Raw genomic sequence first — 20794 nt, 5'->3', positions numbered from 1 at the left:
CCGCTGTCGTTGTTGGGGTTAAAGAAGTAAAGGCGCATCTCGCCGTCCGGATCCAGGGCGACCCGAAGAATAGTGATCGCATGGCGTCCCACGAGCCGTGCCGCACTGTCGGTAACCGCGATGCCCGCTGGCTGTGGGTGGATCACCGGCAGGTTGCCGTTGTAATAGGGGTGATAGCAGGCGTAGAAGTGACGAATGAACCCCGCGTAGTCGTCAAGCTTGCCCGTGGTTGCATCGGTGACAACACGAAAGCCATGGCCAACCCACCAGCCGTACATTTCCGGATTGATCCAACGGTGCAGGTCATCGTCACGCTCGCCGCACAAACGACCCATTTCTATATAGATGCGATCAAGATGCGGGATCAGAATCAATGACACGGCGTCGACATCGAGAGGAGGCTCTTTTGCGAGGCCCGTACCCAGGCGCTTGGAAGAAATTCGCACACCCTCAAAACGGGCCAACACCAGATCGTCACGCGCGGCCCAGGCCACAAGCTGCAACAGGTAATCCGGCTCGTTATACGCCCACATCGACACGCCTATGACAGATTGGCAGGTGGGGTTGTTGCCTTGCCCGACGCCAAGCGGCTGCCCCAGTAGCGCCAACACGCCCGCGAGCAAATGGACGTTGGGGGGATGGACGTCGCCAAAGACCGCGCTGAGCTTTGCCGACGCCTCTGCGGAGGTCGGCAGTTCGATCTGGCGCCACAGCGCCGATGCCACGGGCGGCGTAAACAGCGTGCCGCGCTCGAGCAGCATTGCCAAACCATAGACCGCCTGACTGGTCTCCGGGAAGACGGACTTATCGATCAGCGCATGCACCAACTGGCTGTAACACTGCAGCACATCGATACCCGTCATGCTCAGCCCGAGCGCGGCGGGTATCAAGTCAACGCGGCGGCGCAGCAGATGCCGCAGGAAGACGGGGTGATACGGCGATACCAGGCCTGTGCCGTGCATCGACCGAGCAAAGTCGGCAGCCTCCTGCGCCAGCGCGATGTCATCCATCGTTGCCAGGCGCTGGGCGTAGACCTCCAGGCCGGGGTCCTCACGGCAGCCCTGGGACGGGCCAAACAGTGCGCTCACCAGGCGCGCCGCGCTATCCATGCCTGCGGTTTCGATCGCCGGGTCGAACAGGCACTCGGCGATCTGGATAATCATCTGCTTAATACTGTCTGTCTGAATCGGGCGCTGGGCCAACAGGCGCCAGACTTCGCTCACCAAGCTCTCGAGGATGCTTTCGTAGCCGAGTCTGGCAAGCAGGTACTGGTAGAGGGAATGCACGAGATGACCCAGCGCCTCGGGTCGCTCGCGGTCGGCTTCACTCATGTGTCCGGCCAGCAAATCCAGGTTCAGCGCCATCACCTGTTTCAGGAAATGGCCGGCCTGCTCCGCTGAGATACCGGGGTGGAAGTAGTCTCCCATCGCGACGGCAAGCAGACGTATCTCGCTGAGCGCCTCTATAACCGCCATGGGCGGGTCGCCGTGCCGCAATGAGCGCACAGCCAAGGCGGGTTGCAGGATTGCCGGTTGCCCCCAGTCACTGCGGGCAAATACACCCGCTGACTCCAGCGCCACGACGCGGGCGTACAGGGCATCCAGCCCCCCGGGCGCGGTAATCAATGCCCTCGCCTGCTCCAGCACCTTGGCCTTGGATGCTTTTGGGTCACTCTGACGGGCCTGCGCAAAACGCTCCAGCGTCGCGTCGAACTGCTCAACCAACTCGCTGAGATTGTCAGCGGAATCGGGTGTGTTCATCCGCTTGGACCTCCTTCAATTACGGCGATCCTGTTGAGCGCCGCAGGCTTGCTCACGCTGGAACTCCGGGTGTGCGCGCGCAGCCGTCGGCGCCGCCATTTGTTTCCCCTGCCGCCGTGCGTCACACTACACTGTGTTGAACCTTCCGGGTACAACACCACCAAACCGGAGCATCCTATGAGCCGACTGAAGGACATCCCCGTAGTGGTCAGCGGATCCAAGTTCCGCACCGAACACGGATTCAATGCCATCAAAAACGGCGTCAAGCAACGGCGCGACAGCGCACCGGTTCCCCGCGGCGACAAGCCGCCGTGGCTGCGCGCCCGCGTGCCTGCAGGCAAGGGTTATGCGGCGGTCAAGCACAACGTGCGCGAGCACCGCCTTAGCACGGTGTGCGAAGAATCCATGTGCCCGAACATCGGCGAGTGCTGGAATGCGGGCACCGCCACCATCATGCTCATGGGCTCCGTGTGCACGCGTGCCTGCCGCTTCTGCGCGGTGGACACCGGCAACCCCGGCGGCTGGCTCGACCCGGACGAACCGGCCAACACGGCGGATTCCGTGCGCATCATGGGGCTCAATTACGTGGTGCTCACCTCCGTGGACCGAGATGATCTCCCGGACGGCGGCGCCGAGCACTACGCGGCTTGCGTGCGCGCCGTGCGCGCCGAGAACCCGGAGACGGCCGTGGAGGTGCTTACCCCGGATTTCGACGGCCGCAAATCGGACGTGGAGAAGGTAGTGGACTCGGGTATCGCCGTGTTCGCCCAGAATGTGGAGACGGTCCGCCGGCTGACGCATCCGGTACGCGACCCGCGCGCCTCCTACGAGCAGACGCTGGAGGTGCTGGCGCACGCCAAGCGCCACCGCCCCGACGTGCTCACGAAGACCAGCCTGATGCTGGGCCTGGGCGAGACGGACGCGGAAATCGACGCCACCATGGATGACCTGCGGGGCGCCAACGTGGATGTCGTCACTTTCGGCCAGTATCTGCGGCCTACCGTGAACCACCTGCCAGTGGAGCGTTACGTGACACCGGAGGAGTTCGCGAGCTACCGCGAGTGGGGACTGGCCAAAGGGTTTCTGGAGGTGGTCTCCGGGCCACTGGTGCGCTCCAGCTACCGTGCCGAGCGGGTGCTGGAGAAGAACAACGTCGGACTTGGTGGCAAGGAGAAGGCGTCCGCGTAGGTGTTTGTGCGCCGGTGGCGCTGTGTTATTGACGGCGGGTTACGCTGCGCTAACCCGCCCTACGTGGTGGAGTCCTGCCATGGCACCGGCACCGATCGAAGGGCGTAGGGTGCCATTAGCGCCAGCGTAATGCACCGTTAAACGATCCGCGCCAAAGGCGCACAAGCGCAGCACGCGTCGTGCGCCTTTGGCGCTGTGTTATTGACGGTGGATTACGCTGCGCTAATCCACCCTACGCCCTTCGATTGACCGCGGGGGTGGGGGGAAAGGCGTAAGGGGCATTAGCCGAAGGCGTAATGCACCGTTGAACCGATCGCGCCGCCAGGCGCGCAATACCGACCTACAGTGTCTCCTCCGCCTGCAAGGCTAGCCTCGAACGCTCTACGTCCTGGAGCGTGATATGCGCGGCATGGGGCCAGTGGCGGAAACGCTGGACGAGGTAGGTCAGCCCGCAGGTGGTCTCCGTGAGGTAGGGGCTGTCGATTTGGCGGACGTTACCGAGGCAGACGATCTTCGTGCCGCGGCCGGCGCGGGTGACCAGGCTCTTGATCTGCTTGGGTGAGAGATTCTGAGCCTCGTCGATAATGAGAAAGGTATCGTTGAACGTCCGCCCACGCATAAACACCGGCGAGCGGAACAGGATGCGCCCTGCCAGTATGTCCTTACCGGCCGCCGCAGTCCAGCTGTCCTCGGAGCGCAGGAGTTCCTCGAGGTTATCCTGGATGCCGCCCATCCATGGCGCCATCTTTTCCTCTTCCGTCCCTGGCAGAAAACCGATGTTCTCGCCCATGGGTATGGCTTCGCGGGTCACGATGATGCGCTCGAAACGTCGCTCCTCGTAGACCTGGTGCAGCCCGGCAGCGAGGGCCATGTAGGTCTTGCCCGTACCGGCCGCCCCGGCGATGGTGACCAGGTCAATGCTCGGGTCCAGGAGAATACTGAGACCGAAATTCTGGCGCACACTGCGCGCCATAACGCCCCAGACGCCACCGCGCTCGCCCCGGTGGTTGCGGCAGACTTCCAGCACCACCGAGTTACCGTCTCGCTCGCGCACGATGGCCTCGAAACCGCCCTGCTCGCTCTCGCATATCAGCAGGCCCGGGTGCCACTCGGCAACGGCCGGCCCGGTGATTCGGTAGTAGCTCCGCCCCCCGTCGGCCCAGGACTCCACCTCGGCATCGAGTTCATGCCAAAACGCCGGCCCGGCAACATGGACCCCCCTGATCATGGCGTCGATGTCATCCAATACCTGGTCGTTGCGGTAATCCTCCACGGGTATGGCCAGGGCGGCGCACTTTACGCGCAGATTCACGTCCTTGCTGACAAGGACCACCAACTCCCCGGTGCGCGTGCGCTGCGCCTCCCGAACCTCCGCGATAATGTGGTTGTCCGCTGAGTGCCCATCGAGTCCGGGCACCCCGGTGCCTGGCTCTGCCAAGAGAAAAAACAGCCGACCAACTGGCATGCCGGGGTCGGGCGGCTCGCCCACCGGGATCCCATCGGCGACGGCATCCTGAGCGACGCGATCGAGCAGCGCACCGAGGATGCGGGTGGCCTGGCGGGCGCTGCGCGAGATATCCGTATTGCCGCTCTTGAGCTTGTCGAGTTCTTCAAGCACCGTCATGGGGATGATGACGCTGTTTTCCTTGAACTTATAGACCGCCGCGGGATCGTGAATTAGCACATTCGTGTCCAGGACGTACGCACGGGGGCCTTGCCTGTCGACGCGGACCATCACACCTCCTGAGCCCGAATGGATGATGGGAATGCATCCAGCATAAGCGCGCGGGAGCTCGAGGTCGATATCGCGGGGGATGCTCAACGTTCGGCGGACAGCAGATCGTCCCGTAGACTGGCAGAAAGGGCTTCATCACCCAGCCAGATGCCGAGGTACGCGCGGGCGAAATCGACGCCGGTTTCTGTTCCCTGAAGCTCGCCATTGAGATACAGGCGCGACTCCTCCTCGTCGGGGTGGTACTCGTAGGCATATTGGTCACCCTCTGCGACGTCTTCATAGAGCGCATTGAATCGCGCGAAACGCGCCTTGACCGCCTCGCGCTCGGCTTCCGAATACTGGTCTTCGAGGACAGCGTTAGTGGCCTCACGGATATCATCCGCGCCGACACGCCGAAGGTAGGTGATCTCCAGTCGCCGGGGCACATTGCTGTCAAGCAGGTCATCCGGGGCGACATCCTCCGGACCATACACGGCCGCAACGTAGACGCGGAAAACGCGCGCATACCGGGCAACGCCGTGTCCAAACAGGACCAGCTGCGCGCCGGCGACCTCGACTTCGTCGGCGATTTCCACACCCTGGTTGGTAATTCGATCCGCTGCCGCGGTACCGGGGACCATGGCGAGGCACAGCGCAACCAGACTCAACACATATGCAGCTTTCATCAGTCATTGCTCCCTGGACATTGTTCACCGCTCCGCGGCCTAAATTTCAACGTATATACTACAAAACGTATACGTTTAATATACATGAAGCGTGCTATGCCGCGCCCGGAAAACCGCGGGTTGCGCCAATGGAACCTTGCGCCAGCCCTGTGGTCCGGTGGATAGCTGAGGCCTGAATAGAATAGGGAAACTAGAGCCGATGCCTGTACCATCCACGCCGGACCCGCAGCGGACTTGCGGATCCGGGGTTCGGTTGCGCTACCTTGACGCAAATCTTGAGGGCCGCGACTTCGTCGTCGGCGACTTGCATGGTTGCCGCGCCCCCTTCGACCGGGCCCTGCAGGCACTGGATTTTGATCCCGCATCCGATCGCGTACTCTCCGTCGGCGACCTGATCGACCGCGGCCCGGACTCGCCCGGCTGTCTCGCTCTGCTGCAGGCGCCCTGGTTTCATGCCGTCATGGGCAATCATGAGGCGATGCTGGCGGCGCGACTCACTGCCGACGACCGGGACCCGGACGCGGCGCAGCTGCATATATTCAATGGGGGAGACTGGTTCCAAGGACAAAAACAGCTTGCAGGCAACGAGACGTTGCAAGGGCTGGTCCATTCAGCGACTCGCCTGCCACACCTGTTGATCGTGGGTTCGGGGGAGGGGCGTTTCCACCTGGTGCACGCGGAACTGCCCGCACGCGACGACGCTCCGGCGTCCCGCGATCACGATATCGACGCCGGCCTGCCCGGCGTGGATCCGAGCACGTTGCTATGGGCGCGGCTGATTATGGCCCATCCGGGGCACAGGACCCTGCCGGAGATCCAGCCCGGACTATCGACGACGTATTGCGGGCATACGCCGGACCGGCACGTGCGTCGACGCCTGTCCCACGTCTGTCTGGACACCGGGGCGGTGTTTGCCCAACGGCTCGGCGCCGAGGGGGAATTTGGCCTGAGCATCGCGGAAATCGCCGAAGGGCGCGAGCGCACAATCCACCGGTTTGTTTGCTGACAGCGACGGGGAGAAAAGCACGGGCGACTCAGAAACCTGTGCGCATCGGGAGGACGCATGACAATACTCACCCCTGTTCTGGCCCTTGCCATGCTCGCCCTGTTCTCGGGTGCGGTCGCGGAGCATCACGAGAACGCCTGCGACACTGGGGACTCCGACCTCAAGGTCCCGGACGGCTTTTGCGCCCGGCTCGTTGCGGAGGGTTTGGGACCGCTGGGGCATATCGGCGTCACAGAGCATGGCGACGTCTACGCAGCCATTCAGGATACCCAGGAACAAACGGGCGGTATCGCCGGGCTACGGGATACCTCCGATGACGGGCGCCTGGATGAGCAGGTGCGATTCGGTGAGCGGGGCGGCATCGGACTGACCGTGCGGGGGAGGTGGCTTTACTTCGCCGAGCCGCAGCGGATTCTGCGCGTGCCGCTGCACCCGGAGCGCCTCGGCCCGGAGGACAACCCGGCCGTGGTTGCCCATGGACTCCCTGACACGGGTGCGCCACGCTCACTAGTCGTGGGCGATGAGGTCGTTCTAGCCAGTATTGCAGCGACCTCCCGGACCTGCGAGACGAACGGAGGCGACGAGGCGACAGGGGAAGACCCCTGCCAGGAGCGTGACAATGCGGCCGGCATCTGGCGCTTCGGGATTCAGGAGCCCGGGCAGAACCCGTCCGATCGTGCGCCGTATGCGGCCGGCGTGCGTGATGCCACGGCCATGGCCTGGAACCCGCGCGACGGGCGGCTTTTTGCGGTGGACAACACAGCCGGCGACGGTACGGCGGAAGCTCCGCGCGCGCGGGGTGTGCTGCGTATCGACGCCAACAGCGATTACGGCTGGCCCTACTGCTTTTTTGACGCCGACCGCGGCGAGTATCTCCAGGCCCCTGCCTACGGCGGAGATGGCGACAGTAACCAGGGTTGCAGCCCTTTTGAGAAACCCCTGTTCGAACTCCCCGATGACAGGGTCGCAACCGCATTACTGTTCTACCGCGGCCACGAGTTCCCGGAGCGCTACCGCAAGGCCGCGTTCGTTGCGCTCAGCAACAAGGAGGGAGACAACGCCTCATCACCGCGTGTGGCAATACTCCCCCTGGGCGACAACGGGCAACCAACCGGTGAGCAGGAAACCTTCGCCGAGGGATTCTCCGCCGGGGAGGTCTCCGATGCCCGGCGCATTCTCGGTGTCGCCCAAGGGGCGGGCGACGAACTCTATATTTCGGACAGCCTCGAAGGGCGAATCTGGCGGGTCGACTACGTTGGCGACGCACACACGGGAGCCAGCAAATAATGGCTGCAACGGGCGCAGCCATCATTCGCCGGGCATGTACACACGGGGCTCCTCCTTGAGTTCCACGAGGGTGGCTGTATAGCTCTCGCGATCCACGCGCTCGTGCCGCACCACCAGAGGGATGTATTCCAGCTCCGGTGCGAACCACATTTCCGTGATGCGTTTGGCCGAACCGCGAACCCGCTTTACCTTGACCGTGTCATACGTGCCGGCATCGGTCTCGATGCGCTCTTCGCCGACGACCTCGAAGCGATAGGCATCCAGGTCGCCGCCCCCTTCGACCACGGTGAATTCCATCTCCGTCTCCCCAGCCCGCACAGCCAGCAAGAGTCGCAGCTGGGAGAGAAGCTCGTCCATCGCCTCACCGTCCACCGTGGCCTGCCAATCCTCATCGCCCCGGCTGCTTACCCGGCCAGTGCGGGGGTGAAAGAACAGGCGGACGTATTCGTTATTATCGCCCCGGGCCCGCTGGCGATAGGAATAATCTCTCGGCTCGATCGCCTCACCGTCGAAGCGAAAGCGGGTGTACTCACTAATGCGCCCACGCAGCAGCAGGTCGGCGAACCCTACGGTGCGCCCTTCGGAGCTGAAGCGGCACTCGCCGTCCTCACATTCCAGGGTGCGCGTCAACCGCGCCGCCCGGGTGTTATTGCGCCGTAACTCGTAATCGGCGCTGAATTCCGGAATGCCAACGACCGCGCCCTTCTCCGCGCTCGATGTCTTCTCTTCGCCAACTGCGGATGTCATCAGCGCAAACACCAGGAGCGCTGCCAGCAAGCAATACCGCATCGTCGCTCTCCTTGTCGTGGACTGACCCCGTGATCAGCCTTCCTTTGGACGCCGGGCGCCGCCCGGGGGTTCCGCGGCGCGACCTGAACCTGCTGACCTGTCTGGTCAAAGCCCCGCTCACCCGGCATGGCGAGAGGACGGGATATCGCGTCCCAGCGATCACCGTCACCGTTCCCCCGCTGGCATGATGGCCTTGCCGTCGCAGAGTGTGCCGTGCCCGGATGCACCGTATATCATACCGGATAAACACATCGCATCCGTCACAGGCACTCACAGACATGGACAACCTCGTCCTCATCGGCATGCCCGGCAGCGGCAAGAGCACCGTGGGCCGGGTTCTGGCCCAGCTGCTTGACATGAGATTCGTCGACACCGACGCGCTTGTGGAACACCACCTTGGCCTGTCACTGCAGGCCATCGTGGACCGCGATGGACCGCAAGGCGTGCTGCGCGCCGAGGCCGAAGAAGCCATGGCGCTGGATTGCCGCGGCACGGTCATCGCCACTGGAGGCTCCATGGTCTATAGCGAGGCCGCCATGGATGCCCTCACGCGGCTCGGTCCGGTGATCTGGCTGGACGTGCCCCTGAGGACACTGCAACAACGCGTTGGCTCCGGTGACAAGCGTGGGCTGGCCATGCGTCCGGATCAGAACCTGTCCGACCTGGCGGTGGAGCGGCTCCCGCTGTACCAACGCCACGCCGCATTACGCATCGATTGCGCGAACCGAACACCGCAACAGGTTGCCAGCCAGATTGCCAGGCAATTGCCGGCAAGAACCGGGACATGACGGCGCGGGAGGATTGAGGACACTAGCGGCGCACTTCCACGCGGTAGCGCAACACCTCCTCACCGCCGGCGGGGACCACCAGCTCCCAACGTGCCCGCCCTGCCTCCGGGCGCTCGTGATCGGAAGACTCCTCGAGAATGGTCCAGTCACCAGGCAGCGTCTCCTCCACCACGATGGTGCGCCCGGTGTCGCCGGCATTACGCAACCGGACCTCCCAGGCCTGCTCCTCGGTTCGATCGTGCAGTCGCCGATAGTCCGTTTGTCGCCGCTCCGCCGTCAGATCAAAGGCGGCTCCGGGCATGAGGGTGACTTCTTCGCCCACCGGCGTCGCCCGCAGTGCGTCCTCCCCGGCCAGGATCGGCTCGCCGTCGGCATCACGCTGATACACCCGCAGGGTGCCGGACGGCAGCGGCTGACCGGGGCCGGGTTCCGTATTGTCAAATGACAGGTGCACCGTCACCGGGTGCAACCGCGCCCGCCCCTGGCGACCGAATGGGACGCTGCCCTGCACCCGATACTCGCGCGTAACCGGCACCTCCGTGGCACTCAGGAAACGCAGTTGCTGCCTGTCGCCGGGTTCGAGGGCCATGGGGCGCTCAAGACGAAAGCGGTATTGATCAGCCACGGCCTCCGACGCGCCGACGGCAGCTCCTGCCTCCGGCGCGGCCAGCGCCTCCAGGCGCGCGGGCGTTCGCCCGGAGGCGCCGGCGACCAGCCGTATGTCGGCATCCGCGAAGCGCGTCGCCGTGCGATTGCGCAGGCCTGCCCAGGCATCCAGATCCATGCGCGCGCCATCGGCGTCCAGCATGACCACGTAGTCCACCTGCCAGTCCAGTCCTTGCGCCAGGTAGCTCAGATCGATCCACTGGCGACCCGGCACGTCGGAGGTCAGCGCCAGATCCAGAACCGGTTCCGGCACCAGGTGATCCGGCATGGCATCAAAGACAATGCGCCATGGGTGGCCCTCATCGATGGTTTCCAGGCGCCCATCCACATGGACGACCGCGGCGCCGTCGCCAGCGCTGACAATGGTGCCTTGGCGCTCGGCTTCGGAGCCGTCGGCGGTCTCCCGGACCAGCCGCACCTCCCGCCCCTGATACGCCGCCAGCAGGTTGTCGCGGCTGGGTCGCCGGTCATGCAGGCGGATGCCCTTGATATCCAGCTCGGCCTCACCGGAGAGCAGCAATGTCTCCGGCTGAATGGATGCCGCCACGTCGAGTAGCCGTAAGTGGCGTGCGGAACGCCCCAGGCCGACTTCACGACGTTCGGCAATCTGCGCGGGTCCGCTCTGGTAGAGCGTCAGCACCAGGCGCTGACGGTCGCCAGCGTCAGAGTCGATGCGCTCGGCGTCGTCCAGCGCTTCTTCGTGAAACGCACCTGCGCGCGGTTCCACGGGCACCGTGCCCGTCACCTCGGCCTGAGCACCAGCAGCCGCCAAGCCGAGCAGCAGTGACACGACGATCAGAATCAGTTGATGACGCACGATGGGTCTCCTTCACGGCAGAGGCGGGCAAAGGATCACTACGGCACTTCAAGTTCCGACAGGACACGGCCGTCCGTGTCCTGTAGCTCGACAACATCGGCCGCGCCCGGGATACCCAGCACCAGGCAGGGACGGGTGAGTGCCTGCGTGACCAGTTCATCCCCGGAGGGCTTTTTTAGATGCAGGCGAACCCGTACGCGCCCCCTTTCCAGGGTATACGCGTTCAGGCTGACCCCAAACCCGCCGGTGGGCCGCTCGCCCTGGCTAATCAATAGCAGCCGGTAGCCTTCGCGCGGATCCACCGCCAGCCGATCCTCGACATCGTCGGCCTCGATCCAGTGCGCGCCCTGGTCGCGTTTGCCGCAGTGGTTGCCGTGTCCCAGGACCTCGACCCGGGCGGATTGCGCCCCTTGCTGCGGCAAGCAGGCCTGCAGCAGTAGAACCGCCACCGCGGCCAAAGCAGCCAGTTGACCACGGCGGCCGCACTTGTAACACTTCTCTGGCCAATACCGTTTCGGATCACCGCGAGCCCCATTCATGCAGCCACTGCGTTCCCTTTTTGTCTTGTTCATCGTCCCGCTTGCCCTCCTGCTTGCGCTCACCAATGCCCATGCCAAGAGCATCTTCGGCTGGATCGAGCGGGTCAGTCTCCTGGATGGAGAGCTCACCGTGGAGGCGAAGCTCGACACCGGTGCCGACACCTCGTCACTGAACGCTCCAGAGCCCGAGATCTTCGAGCACGAGGACGAAGACTGGGTGCGCTTTTCTGTGAAAGACTCCGATGGCAACAAGCATAGCTTCGAACGGCCGGTGGAGCGCATGGTCCGCATCCGCAGCGCCAGTGGCACCAGCCGCCGCCCGGTGATCAAGATGACCGTGTGCCTGGGCGATGTGGAGCGCACAGCGGAGGTGAACCTGGCGGATCGCGAGGGGCTCAGCTACGAGATGTTGATCGGGCGTAACTTCTTAAAGGACCACATCCTGGTTGATTCCGGGCCGAAGTTTACCCGTGACCCAAGCTGCGGCAAAGCCACGGAAGAAGAGGACAACGGCGCGGCTGAGGAGGACGACGATGCCGACGACGCGGACGGTGAGGACGAGGAGGAGGACAGCGAGGAGGACGAGAACGGGAACAACGACGAGAATGAAGATGGGGAAGAGGCCCCATGACGAGGCCTCGATCTAGGCGAGCGCGCCCATGCGCCAGCCCGGATCTTGCCGGAAGTACTGCCGCAACTGCTCGTAGACCGCCGGCATACCGAGCTTGAGCGCCAGCGGCCGCTCGAAAAAGGACTCACAGGCGACGGCAAAGAACTCGGCCGGCGACTCTGCAGCATAGACATCCAGCACCCCCTCTTGGCCCGCATCGATATCGCGGCACAGGGCTTCGTAAGCCGCGGTGAATGCCGCTGTCCACGCCTCACGAGACATGTGCTGTGGCAGCGGTGGCATACCGTTGGCCTCGCCATTACTCATATCCAGCTTGTGGCAGAACTCGTGGAGGACCACATTGTAGCCATCCAGGGCGAGCGAGCTCTCCACGTCGTCCCAGGAGAGCACGACCGGGCCGCCTTCCCACGCTTCTCCCGCCAGGGGGCGGGCCTCCTCATGGGCCAACCCGTGCTCGTCTGTGTATGCGTGGCGCGCCAGGAAGCCGCCAGGATACACCAGCACCGTATGCCAGCCGCGGTAGGCCTCCAGGCCTAGATTCAGCACGGGAAGGCAGGCGAACGCCGCCAGGCCAGCGCGCATGGCGTCGTCGAGTACCAGGCCTTCCAGCGGTTCTACCCGCTTTTCATACAGAAACAGCGACGCCAGGTCCCGCAGGCGCCCGCGCTCATTGGCGTCGAGCCCCGCGAACACCGCCAGCTCGGCCATCAAATGAGCCCAGGTGGCCGGGTCAATGGCGACCTGGCCGAGAATGCGCTCGCGCCGCCAGCGGCGAATGCGCTCGAGCATTAGCAACCTCTCCATTGGTGACCCGAAATGAGCGTACACTCCTTTTGCCACGCCTGTCGCTTCGCCCCATCCCTTGGTCGTGATGTCGCCATCGTGGATAATCTGCGCTCCACGACGCCAATGGGGCCATCATGACCGCATCAACCCCGACCGCCGGTCCGCGCCGAGAGGTCACCTCCGACAGCAGCCGCTATACGCTGCTGGGCACGGCCCACGTCTCCCAGGCCAGTGCCGAAGAAGTGGCGGAACTCATCCGCTCTGGCGATTTCGACGCGGTGGCGCTTGAGCTGTGTCAAACCCGCTATCAGAGCATCATCAACCCGACCAGCATGGCCCAGATGGACCTCTTCCAGGTCATCCGCGAAGGCAAGGCCGGCATGGTGGCCGCCAGCCTCGCACTCGGTGCCTACCAACAGCGCATCGCCGAGCAGTCGGGCATCCAGCCCGGGGCGGAGATGCGCGCTGCCATTCAGGAGGCGAAAGCGGCGAACCTGCCGGTGATGCTGGTGGACCGCGAAATCGGCATCACGCTCCGGCGCGTCTACCGCAACGTCCCTTGGTGGCAGCGATTCAGCCTCATCTCCGGGCTCATGGCGAGCCTGGTGACGCGCCAGGACATCAGCGCCGAAGAGATCGAGCGGCTTAAGGAAGGCGATGTCCTGGAATCCACGTTCACCGAATTCGCCGAACGCTCCGAGCGCCTGTACCGCCCGCTTATCGCCGAGCGCGACGCCTACATGGCCCTGCGCCTGCGCGAAGAGAACGCCGGGGGGCGCTACCGCAATGTGCTGGTGGTTATCGGCGCCGGACACCTCAAAGGCCTGGCCCAACATCTGCAAGAGCCGCCGCCGACGGATCCAACAGCGGCACGCGAGGCCCTGGAGAGTATCCCACGGGGCAACCGCTGGACGCGCTTTATTCCCTGGATCATCGTCGCACTGATCCTTTCCGGGTTCGCCATCGGCTTCAGCCGTAACCCCCAGCTGGGCGCCCAGCTGGTGGGCGAGTGGTTCCTGATCAACGGCGTGCTCTCGGCGACGGCCACCGCCATGGCCTGGGCCCACCCACTGACCATCCTGGGGACCTTCTTCGCCGCGCCGCTCACCTCCCTCAATCCAACCATCGGCGCCGGATTCGTCGCCGCGGGCATCGAAATCACCTTGCGCAAGCCGACTGTGGGGAATTTCGCCAGCCTGCGGCAGGACGTGGCATCGCTGCGGGGGTGGTGGCGCAACCGGGTGTCGCGCACGCTGCTGGTGTTCATCTTTGCCACCCTAGGATCCGCGGCGGGCACCTATATCGCCGGATTTCGGATCTTTGAGCGCTTGATTTCGATGTGAGCGCGGGTGCCTGCGGCGCGGGTTGTTTGTCGGTGGAGGGCACCGCACCCATCGACCCACCGGCGCCTTGCCTGGGTGGGGGCCACACCGCCGTGCCGAAGGACGTCACCCGGCCGTTCCTGGCCGCCGGCGTCACGTCTCAATGTTCACGGGTCGCATCGAAGGCGATGTCCGGCCAACGCTCCTGGGTCAGCTCGAGGTTGACGCGGCTGGGGGCCAGGTAGGTGAGGTTGCCCGCCACGTCCTGGGCCAGGTTGTCCGAGGCCTTTCGGCGGAATTCCTCCAATGTCTTGGGGTCGTCACAGCGCACCCAGCGAGCGGCGTTTACATTCACCGGCTCGAACAGGGCATCCACGCCGTACTCCGTCTTCAACCGATGCGCCACCACGTCAAACTGCAACACACCCACCGCGCCGACAATCAGAGCATTGGTATTGAGCGGGCGAAACAGCTGCGACGCACCCTCTTCGCACAGCTGCTCCACCCCCTTTTGTAATGCCTTCATGCGCATGGGGTCCTTCAGGACCACCCGCCGGAACAGCTCCGGGGCGAAGTTGGGTATCCCCGTGAACTTCAGTGACTCCCCCTGGGTGAAGGTATCGCCGATCTGGATCGTGCCGTGGTTGTGCAGCCCTATGATATCCCCTGGCAGGGCATCGTCGGCCTGCTCGCGGTCGCCGGCCATGAACGTGATGGCGCTGGGGACTTTGACATCCTTGCCGATACGCACGTGGCGCAGCTTCATCCCCCGCTCAAAACGCCCGGAGCACACCCGCATGAAGGCCACACGGTCGCGATGGTTCGGGTCCATGTTCGCCTGAATCTTGAACACGAACCCGGTAAGCTTGTCTTCTCCCGGGTTAACGATGCGCTCCCGCGCCTCCCGGGGTTGCGGCTCCGGCGCATAGCTGACGAAGTCATCCAACAACTCCTGGATGCCGAAGTTGTTGATGGCGGAGCCGAAAAACACCGGCGTCAGCGCGCCGCGCAGAAAGGCGGCTTTGTCGAATTCATGGCTGGCGCCGCGAATCAGCTCGATCTCCTCTCGCAGTGCCGCAGCCTGAGAGGCGCCGAAGAGCTCATTCAGGCGTGGGTTGTCCAGTCCCTGGATGACCTCACCCTCCTGGATACGGCCGCCATGGGTGGGACTGAACAGGTGCACCGATTGGCTGTAGAGGTGATACACCCCCTTGAACCCCTTGCCCATGCCGATCGGCCAGGTGATGGGCGCGCAACGGATCTTGAGCACGTCCTCCACTTCGTCCAGCAGCTCCATGGGATCGCGGCCTTCGCGATCGAGCTTGTTAATGAACGTCAGGATTGGGGTGTCCCGCAGCCGGCAGACGTCCATCAGCTTGATGGTCCGCTCCTCGACGCCCTTGGCCGCATCGATGACCATAAGCGCGGAGTCCACCGCGGTGAGCACGCGGTAGGTATCCTCCGAGAAATCCGCGTGGCCCGGTGTATCCAGGAGATTGACCGTCGCGCCCCGATACGGGAACTGCATCACGGAGGAGGTCACGGAAATGCCGCGCTCCTGCTCCATCTGCATCCAGTCGGAGGTGGCATGGGCCGATGCTTTGCGGCCCTTCACCGTGCCCGCCACCTGAATCGCGCCACCGAACAACAGCAGTTTCTCGGTGACGGTGGTCTTGCCGGCATCCGGGTGGGAGATAATTGCGAACGTGCGGCGCTGGGCCACCGTCTGCGGGAGCTTGCTCATAGGATCAATCCGAGGGTTACCATAGCCTGGCATGGATTGGGGCACTTCGGTCTACAAGGAACTGCCCCCCGCGCCTGACCGGCTTGAGGCCACGGCAACGGTCCAGCATTGGCGTCACAACGTCTAATTATACCGCCCCGTCACCACTGCGCCTACACGCAGCAACAATCAGGAGCCTGTGGATACCTCATGAACCGCCTTTCGCTGATCGCCCTGCTCGCTTGGTTGTCCCTCTGCTTCGTGGTGGCCACGTTGGGGGCCCTGGTGACGGACCCGGGCACCTGGTATGCGGAGCTAACCAAGCCCGCCTGGACCCCGCCGAACTGGCTATTTGCACCGGTATGGACACTGCTGTACACCCTCATGGGTGTTGCCGCCTGGATGGTCTGGGAGTATCGCAAAGGTTCGCCGGCAGCCACCGTCGCGCTGGTGCTATTCCTGATCCAGCTGGCCCTGAACGGGCTGTGGCCGTGGCTGTTCTTCGGCCAGCAGGCGATGGTGCTGGCGTTCATCGACATACTGCTGCTGTGGGGTGCACTCGTTGCCACACTGATCGCGTTCATGCGCGTGCGAAGACTGGCCGGGGGGTTGCTGGTACCCTATCTACTCTGGACCACATTCGCCGCGGCCCTCAATGGCGCCATCGTGGTCCTCAATACCTAGTTGTGCCGCCCCAGGAGACTGACAACCGGAATCGACACGCCCATGGACAATCACCGCAGTCGACCGTTCTGGGAGCAAAAGGCGCTGGAGGAGATGACCCCGGGTGAATGGGAGTCCCTGTGCGACGGCTGTGGCCGCTGCTGCGCCCACAAGCTGGAAGACGAGGGCACCGGTGAAATCTTCTCCACGTCCATCGCCTGCCGGCTGCTCGACTGCCACGACTGCCGCTGCACGGATTACCCGAACCGGCGATACCGTGTGCCGGACTGTCTGCAAATGACCCCTGGACTGGCGCGCACTGCACCCTGGCTACCAGCGAGTTGCGCCTACCGCCGCGTGGCCGAGGGGCGCGGCCTCGCCTGGTGGCACCATCTCGTCTCCGGAGACCGCGAGACAGTGCATACCGCGGGGATCTCGGCGCGGGGCCGGATGACACCGGAGCAGAACGTGGACCCGGAGGCGCTGGAGGACTACATCGTCGACTGGACCTCAGAGGTCGCGGGGGACGGGGAGCAATGATGCCGGAGCAACTGGCTTGGTCTCAGGCCTGCGAAAACAATAAAGGGCCCATCCTGGAGGTGCTGCGCCGCTGGCTCCCCGCAACGGGCGATGTCCTGGAAATCGGGGCCGGCACCGGGCAGCACGCCATATTCTTCGCCCAGCAGCTCCCCGGTATCCGCTGGCAGCCCACGGACCGCCCGGGCACGCTGGACACCGTCGCTGCGCGTGTCCGCCTCGCTGGGCTCGCCAACCTGGCCCCGCCCGAGCCGCTGGACCTGCACCGTTGGTCGCGGGAGGCCCTCGGGCCGGTGGACGCCGTCTTCTCCGCCAACACCGCGCATATCGTCGACTGGGCCGGCGTGCAGGCCCTGTTCGCCGGCGTCGCCGGGGTGCTGCGGCCCGGCGGTGTGTTTCTGCTCTATGGCCCTTTCGCCTACGGCGGGCAACACACGGCACCCAGCAACGCGCGCTTCCACCAAACGCTGCGCGCCCAGGACCCCGCCAGCGGCATCCGTGATGTGGACGACCTGAGACGACTGGGCGAGGCGCGAGGGCTAATCCTCGCCGAGGACGTGGCTATGCCGGCCAACAACCGAACCCTGGTCTGGCAGCTGGGCCAGTCACGCGCCGGCGACACCGCGGCGCGCTCGACACGACTTAGCCGTTGATACGCTGGTCGCTCTCCTCGTCCAGTCGCCGGTACAGCGTCCGGCGACTGACATTGAGCAGCGCGGCCGCCCGTCGCTTATTGCCGCCGACCTGCTCGAGCACGTAGCTGATGTAGCGCCGCTCCAGTTCGTCCAGCGTGGGTAAGATGGGGCCATCCAGGAACTGTTCCATGGCAATATCCAGACCCGCCGGATCGATGCGGGGACGGTCCTGGTCCTGCATTCGCGCAGGCAGGTGCTCCACATCCACGTGGTCGTCGTGACAGAAGGTCACCGCCCGCTCGATGGCATTCTCCAGCTCACGCACGTTTCCGGGGAAACCGTACTGCTTGAGGCAACGCATGGCGGCCGGGGTGAAACCGCGCACGTCGCGGTCCATCTGCACGGCGAAGCGCTCCAGAAAACGTGCAGCGAGCAGCTCCATGTCGTCCTCGCGCTCGCGCAGAGGCGGGACGCGGAGCGTGAACGTCTCCAGGCGGTAGAACAAGTCCTCGCGAAAATCGCCGGACTCCATCAGCTCACCAAGGGGGCGGTTGGTGGCCGCAACGATGCGAACATCCACCTGGTGCTCCTTGTTCCCGCCCACCGGACGAATCACCCCGTCCTGCAGCACCCGCAGGAGTTTCGCCTGCAGCGCCATGGGCATCTCACCAATTTCGTCGAGGAACAGGGTGCCGCCATCGGCCTGGTCAAACAGCCCCTTGTGAGCCTTGGACGCGCCCGTGAAGGCACCGGCCTCGTGACCAAAGAACTCGCTCTCGAGGAGCTCGGCGGGAACGCCTGCGCAGTTCACGGCCTGGAAAGGCGCCCCCGCCCGGGGGCTCTCGGCGTGAATGGCGCGGGCAACCAGTTCCTTGCCGGTGCCACTCTCACCAGCCACCAGGACCGGTCCGGCAGCGCGCGCGAGCTGCCGGATCTGATCAAACATCACCTGCATGGAGCGTCCGCGGCCAATCATGCCGTGGAAGCTATCCTGTTCCATCAGCTGCCGAAACCGCTGCACCTCGCCTCGCAGGCGCCGTGTCTCCAGTAGACGGTTGACGGCGAGCATGAAATGCTCCAGGTCCAAGGGTTTGGTGAGAAATTCATCGGCCCCCTGCTTGAGGGCCTCCACCGCCTGGGAAATAGTGCCGAAGGCGGTAATAATCAAAAACGCAGGCCGGACATGCAGGTTGCGCACCTCTTGCAGCAACGCCATGCCATCCATGCCCGGCAGGCGCAGGTCACTGATGACGACATCCGCGCTGCCCTGCTGGAGCTGTTTCAGCGCCTTCTCCGCTGAGTCAACGCCAAGGACTTCCATGCCCGCATCCTCCAGCTCGTCCTTGAGCAGCTCACGCAGCCCGGGATCATCCTCAACCAGGAGAACTTGTTCCGCCTGCTTCACCGTGTTCTTGGTCATCGTCACTCCCTTCACTGTTAGGTGCCTGACGCGGCAGCTTCACTCGGAACCGGGCTCCCCCGTCGGGGCTTTGCTCGATGGCGATACCGCCGCCGTGCTCGGTCACGATCCCATGGACGACCGCGAGCCCGAGCCCCGTGCCCTTGCCCACCGTCTTGGTCGTGAAAAACGGCTCGAACAACCGAGGACGAATGTCCTCGGCGACGCCAGGGCCGTTGTCATCCACACAGACCGTGATCCAGCCATTGTCCTCGCTCCAGTCAACGCCAAGCTGGGTCGCACCGGCCTGTAGCGCGTTGCGCAAGAGATTCACCAGCACCTGCTCGATGCGAACTGGATCGACGTAGATCTCCGGGCCCGGCATCTCGCCCCGGACCTGTACGGAGGCGCCATGGTCATGCAATACGTCCTCCAGCGAGGACAACGCCGCACCCGTGAGATCTCCCACCCGCGTCCAGCGAAGCTGCCGGCTGGCGGAGCGGGCGAATTCCAGGAGCTGCCGCACGATGTGCTCCATGCGCGCCACCTCGGAGCGAATCTGCTCGAGCGCACGGTGTTGGCGGGATTCGGAATCCGCCTGCCGCAGCGCACGCTGCGCCTTGCCGTCAATAACGCTCAAGGGCGTCCCCAGCTCATGCGCAACACCAGCGGCCAGACGCCCGATGGCCGCCAGTTTCTCGGCGTGGCGAAGCTCGTCTTCGAGCCGTGCCTGCTCCGACCGCCGCCGTGCAATTTCCTGCTCCGCCGCCTCCATACTGTTGAGCATTGTGTTGAACGCGGTACTCATGGAGCGCACCTCTTTGGGACCCTCGGCCACAGCCCGGTGATCGCGCTCACCCGCCTCAATTCGGGCCATACTGCGCGTCAGCCCTGCAAGATGTCTGCCGATCGCACCGCGATGCCCCCAGAGCACCAGCAGGGTGATGACACCACCGGCTGCCCCCATAAAGGCAACCGCCTGCAGGCGCAGACGTTCGATATCGTCGCGAAAGTCGCTCTCACGCCGAGTGACCTGCAACAAGCCGCTGATGCGCCCACTGCTATCGGTCAAGGGCTCAAAATAGGAGTACACCTCCTGGCCCTGGATCTGCTCGTAATCACCGCTGCGCTCACCATCCGCAGCCCGGTCCGCCAGCTCACGACTCTCCGGAGTCGGATTGACCGCGCCGACGGCCGCCACCAGGTCCCCGGCATCGTCGTAGACATACGCGCCATAGACCCGGCCGATACGAAACACCGATTCAAGGGCCTGCCGCACGTTGCCTTGCTCGCCCCTCTCTAGGCTGTCACTGATAGGCAGTCGGATGGCGCGTGCGACCAGTTCCACGTCCTCCTTCATACGCGTCTCGATGGCGGACTCCATGGTGCGCAGGCCTGCAACGGTGACTAGGCTCATAGCCACGAGCAGGGGCAGCAGGACGCGCAGGATCAGCGCCCAGCGAAGGCTGTAGCCTTGATGCCAGAGGGTCAACAGGCGGCCGCCGAGACGGCTTAATCTTGTCGCATGTGCCATATTTACACACTATGTGTCACGTTTGTTCGGGCGCAAGGGGCATGCTAGGGCGGATCACTCACCGCGCCAACCGGCCGCATGCTGGGAGTGAGGCCATTGTAACGCAGCCGATAAGGCAACCTGGCATGACCCCTGCATTTAAGCGGGTACTGAATTTGAACCTACTCACGAGGAGACACCCAATGAAACACCGTAATTCGACGCGCTTCATGATTCCGGTTCTTTTTTCCGGCCTGCTGCTGCTCCCTGTGTTAGGCGCGCAGGCCTTTGAAGAGGCCGAAGATGGCCAGGCAGACACCTACGAACAGCAGCCAGACGGGATGG

At 64.2% G+C, this 20794-nt stretch carries 19 protein-coding genes; 9 read left to right on the top strand and 10 right to left on the bottom strand.

The genetic code is table 11. The annotated features are described in order from the left end of the window. A partial coding sequence (locus QZT63_RS12430) for a hypothetical protein (RefSeq protein WP_290651627.1) occupies window positions 1–1760 on the bottom strand: 1760 nt, incomplete at its 3' end. 177 nt (window positions 1761–1937) lie between these two features. On the opposite strand from QZT63_RS12430, the gene lipA reads away from it, so the two are divergent. Then, window positions 1938–2948 carry a lipoyl synthase gene (gene lipA, locus QZT63_RS12425; RefSeq protein ID WP_290651625.1) on the top strand — a complete coding sequence of 337 codons (1011 nt, stop codon included), beginning with the start codon at window positions 1938–1940 and terminating at the stop codon, window positions 2946–2948. A 340-nt stretch (window positions 2949–3288) separates the two neighbouring features. Here lipA and QZT63_RS12420 read toward each other — a convergent pair whose 3' ends face one another. Further along, entirely contained in the window at window positions 3289–4683 is a 1395-nt protein-coding gene (locus QZT63_RS12420) for a PhoH family protein (protein WP_290651624.1), read from the bottom strand. 83 nt (window positions 4684–4766) lie between these two features. Then, window positions 4767–5348 carry a chalcone isomerase family protein gene (locus QZT63_RS12415; protein ID WP_290651622.1) on the bottom strand — a complete coding sequence of 194 codons (582 nt, stop codon included), beginning with the start codon at window positions 5346–5348 and terminating at the stop codon, window positions 4767–4769. A 199-nt stretch (window positions 5349–5547) separates the two neighbouring features. On the opposite strand from QZT63_RS12415, the gene QZT63_RS12410 reads away from it, so the two are divergent. Both QZT63_RS12410 and QZT63_RS12405 read left to right on the top strand, forming a co-directional pair. Continuing rightward, window positions 5548–6354 carry a metallophosphoesterase gene (locus tag QZT63_RS12410; RefSeq protein ID WP_290651620.1) on the top strand — a complete coding sequence of 269 codons (807 nt, stop codon included), beginning with the start codon at window positions 5548–5550 and terminating at the stop codon, window positions 6352–6354. A gap of 57 nt (window positions 6355–6411) precedes the next feature. Then, window positions 6412–7641, top strand: coding sequence for a PQQ-dependent sugar dehydrogenase (locus tag QZT63_RS12405; RefSeq protein WP_290651618.1), 1230 nt, complete (start codon window positions 6412–6414; stop codon window positions 7639–7641). A gap of 21 nt (window positions 7642–7662) precedes the next feature. Here QZT63_RS12405 and QZT63_RS12400 read toward each other — a convergent pair whose 3' ends face one another. Next, complete coding sequence (locus QZT63_RS12400) at window positions 7663–8430, bottom strand: DUF3108 domain-containing protein (protein ID WP_290651616.1); 768 nt, start codon at window positions 8428–8430, stop codon at window positions 7663–7665. Between the two features lie 278 nt (window positions 8431–8708). On the opposite strand from QZT63_RS12400, the gene QZT63_RS12395 reads away from it, so the two are divergent. Continuing rightward, entirely contained in the window at window positions 8709–9218 is a 510-nt protein-coding gene (locus QZT63_RS12395) for a shikimate kinase (protein WP_290651614.1), read from the top strand. A 22-nt stretch (window positions 9219–9240) separates the two neighbouring features. Here the strand turns inward: QZT63_RS12395 and QZT63_RS12390 are convergent, their stop codons facing one another. Together QZT63_RS12390 and QZT63_RS12385 are read right to left on the bottom strand one after the other, a co-directional pair. Then, the gene (locus tag QZT63_RS12390) at window positions 9241–10701 is read right to left on the bottom strand and encodes a DUF4139 domain-containing protein (protein WP_290651612.1); all 1461 of its coding nucleotides are present in this window, start codon (window positions 10699–10701) and stop codon (window positions 9241–9243) included. Window positions 10702–10739: 38 nt separating this feature from the next. After that, a complete protein-coding gene (locus QZT63_RS12385; protein ID WP_290651610.1) occupies window positions 10740–11240 on the bottom strand; it encodes a protease complex subunit PrcB family protein in 501 nt (166 codons plus the stop codon). Here QZT63_RS12385 and QZT63_RS12380 point away from each other — a divergent pair. Beyond that, window positions 11239–11871 carry an ATP-dependent zinc protease gene (locus tag QZT63_RS12380; RefSeq protein WP_290651608.1) on the top strand — a complete coding sequence of 211 codons (633 nt, stop codon included), beginning with the start codon at window positions 11239–11241 and terminating at the stop codon, window positions 11869–11871. The two genes, QZT63_RS12385 and QZT63_RS12380, sit on opposite strands and share 2 nt — an antisense overlap. A 12-nt stretch (window positions 11872–11883) precedes the next feature. Here QZT63_RS12380 and QZT63_RS12375 read toward each other — a convergent pair whose 3' ends face one another. Further along, a complete protein-coding gene (locus QZT63_RS12375; RefSeq protein WP_290651606.1) occupies window positions 11884–12660 on the bottom strand; it encodes a M90 family metallopeptidase in 777 nt (258 codons plus the stop codon). A gap of 131 nt (window positions 12661–12791) precedes the next feature. On the opposite strand from QZT63_RS12375, the gene QZT63_RS12370 reads away from it, so the two are divergent. After that, entirely contained in the window at window positions 12792–14000 is a 1209-nt protein-coding gene (locus tag QZT63_RS12370) for a TraB/GumN family protein (RefSeq protein WP_290651604.1), read from the top strand. Window positions 14001–14139: 139 nt separating this feature from the next. Here QZT63_RS12370 and QZT63_RS12365 read toward each other — a convergent pair whose 3' ends face one another. Then, on the bottom strand, window positions 14140–15723 hold the full coding sequence (locus QZT63_RS12365) for a peptide chain release factor 3 (RefSeq protein WP_290651602.1): 1584 nt from the start codon (window positions 15721–15723) through the stop codon (window positions 14140–14142). 189 nt (window positions 15724–15912) lie between these two features. Here QZT63_RS12365 and QZT63_RS12360 point away from each other — a divergent pair, with 189 nt between their 5' ends. The 3 genes from QZT63_RS12360 to QZT63_RS12350 are packed head-to-tail and all read left to right on the top strand — an operon-like array spanning window position 15913 to window position 17555. Further along, a complete protein-coding gene (locus QZT63_RS12360; RefSeq protein ID WP_290651600.1) occupies window positions 15913–16386 on the top strand; it encodes a TspO/MBR family protein in 474 nt (157 codons plus the stop codon). A 42-nt stretch (window positions 16387–16428) separates the two neighbouring features. Next, window positions 16429–16905, top strand: coding sequence for a YcgN family cysteine cluster protein (locus tag QZT63_RS12355; RefSeq protein ID WP_290651598.1), 477 nt, complete (start codon window positions 16429–16431; stop codon window positions 16903–16905). After that, window positions 16902–17555, top strand: coding sequence for a DUF938 domain-containing protein (locus QZT63_RS12350; RefSeq protein WP_290651596.1), 654 nt, complete (start codon window positions 16902–16904; stop codon window positions 17553–17555). Before QZT63_RS12355 ends, QZT63_RS12350 begins: the two co-directional genes overlap by 4 nt. Here QZT63_RS12350 and QZT63_RS12345 read toward each other — a convergent pair. After that, on the bottom strand, window positions 17545–18957 hold the full coding sequence (locus tag QZT63_RS12345) for a sigma-54 dependent transcriptional regulator (protein WP_290651594.1): 1413 nt from the start codon (window positions 18955–18957) through the stop codon (window positions 17545–17547). The genes QZT63_RS12350 and QZT63_RS12345 overlap by 11 nt on opposite strands. Next, the gene (locus tag QZT63_RS12340) at window positions 18911–20470 is read right to left on the bottom strand and encodes an ATP-binding protein (RefSeq protein WP_290651592.1); all 1560 of its coding nucleotides are present in this window, start codon (window positions 20468–20470) and stop codon (window positions 18911–18913) included. Before QZT63_RS12340 ends, QZT63_RS12345 begins: the two co-directional genes overlap by 47 nt. Window positions 20471–20794 lie beyond the last annotated feature (324 nt).

The sequence above is a fragment of the Aquisalimonas sp. genome (genome assembly GCF_007120195.1).
GTDB lineage: Bacteria > Pseudomonadota > Gammaproteobacteria > Nitrococcales > Aquisalimonadaceae > Aquisalimonas.
Note: the sequence above shows the minus strand (reverse complement) of the source record. Positions and strands in the feature narration are given on the sequence as shown.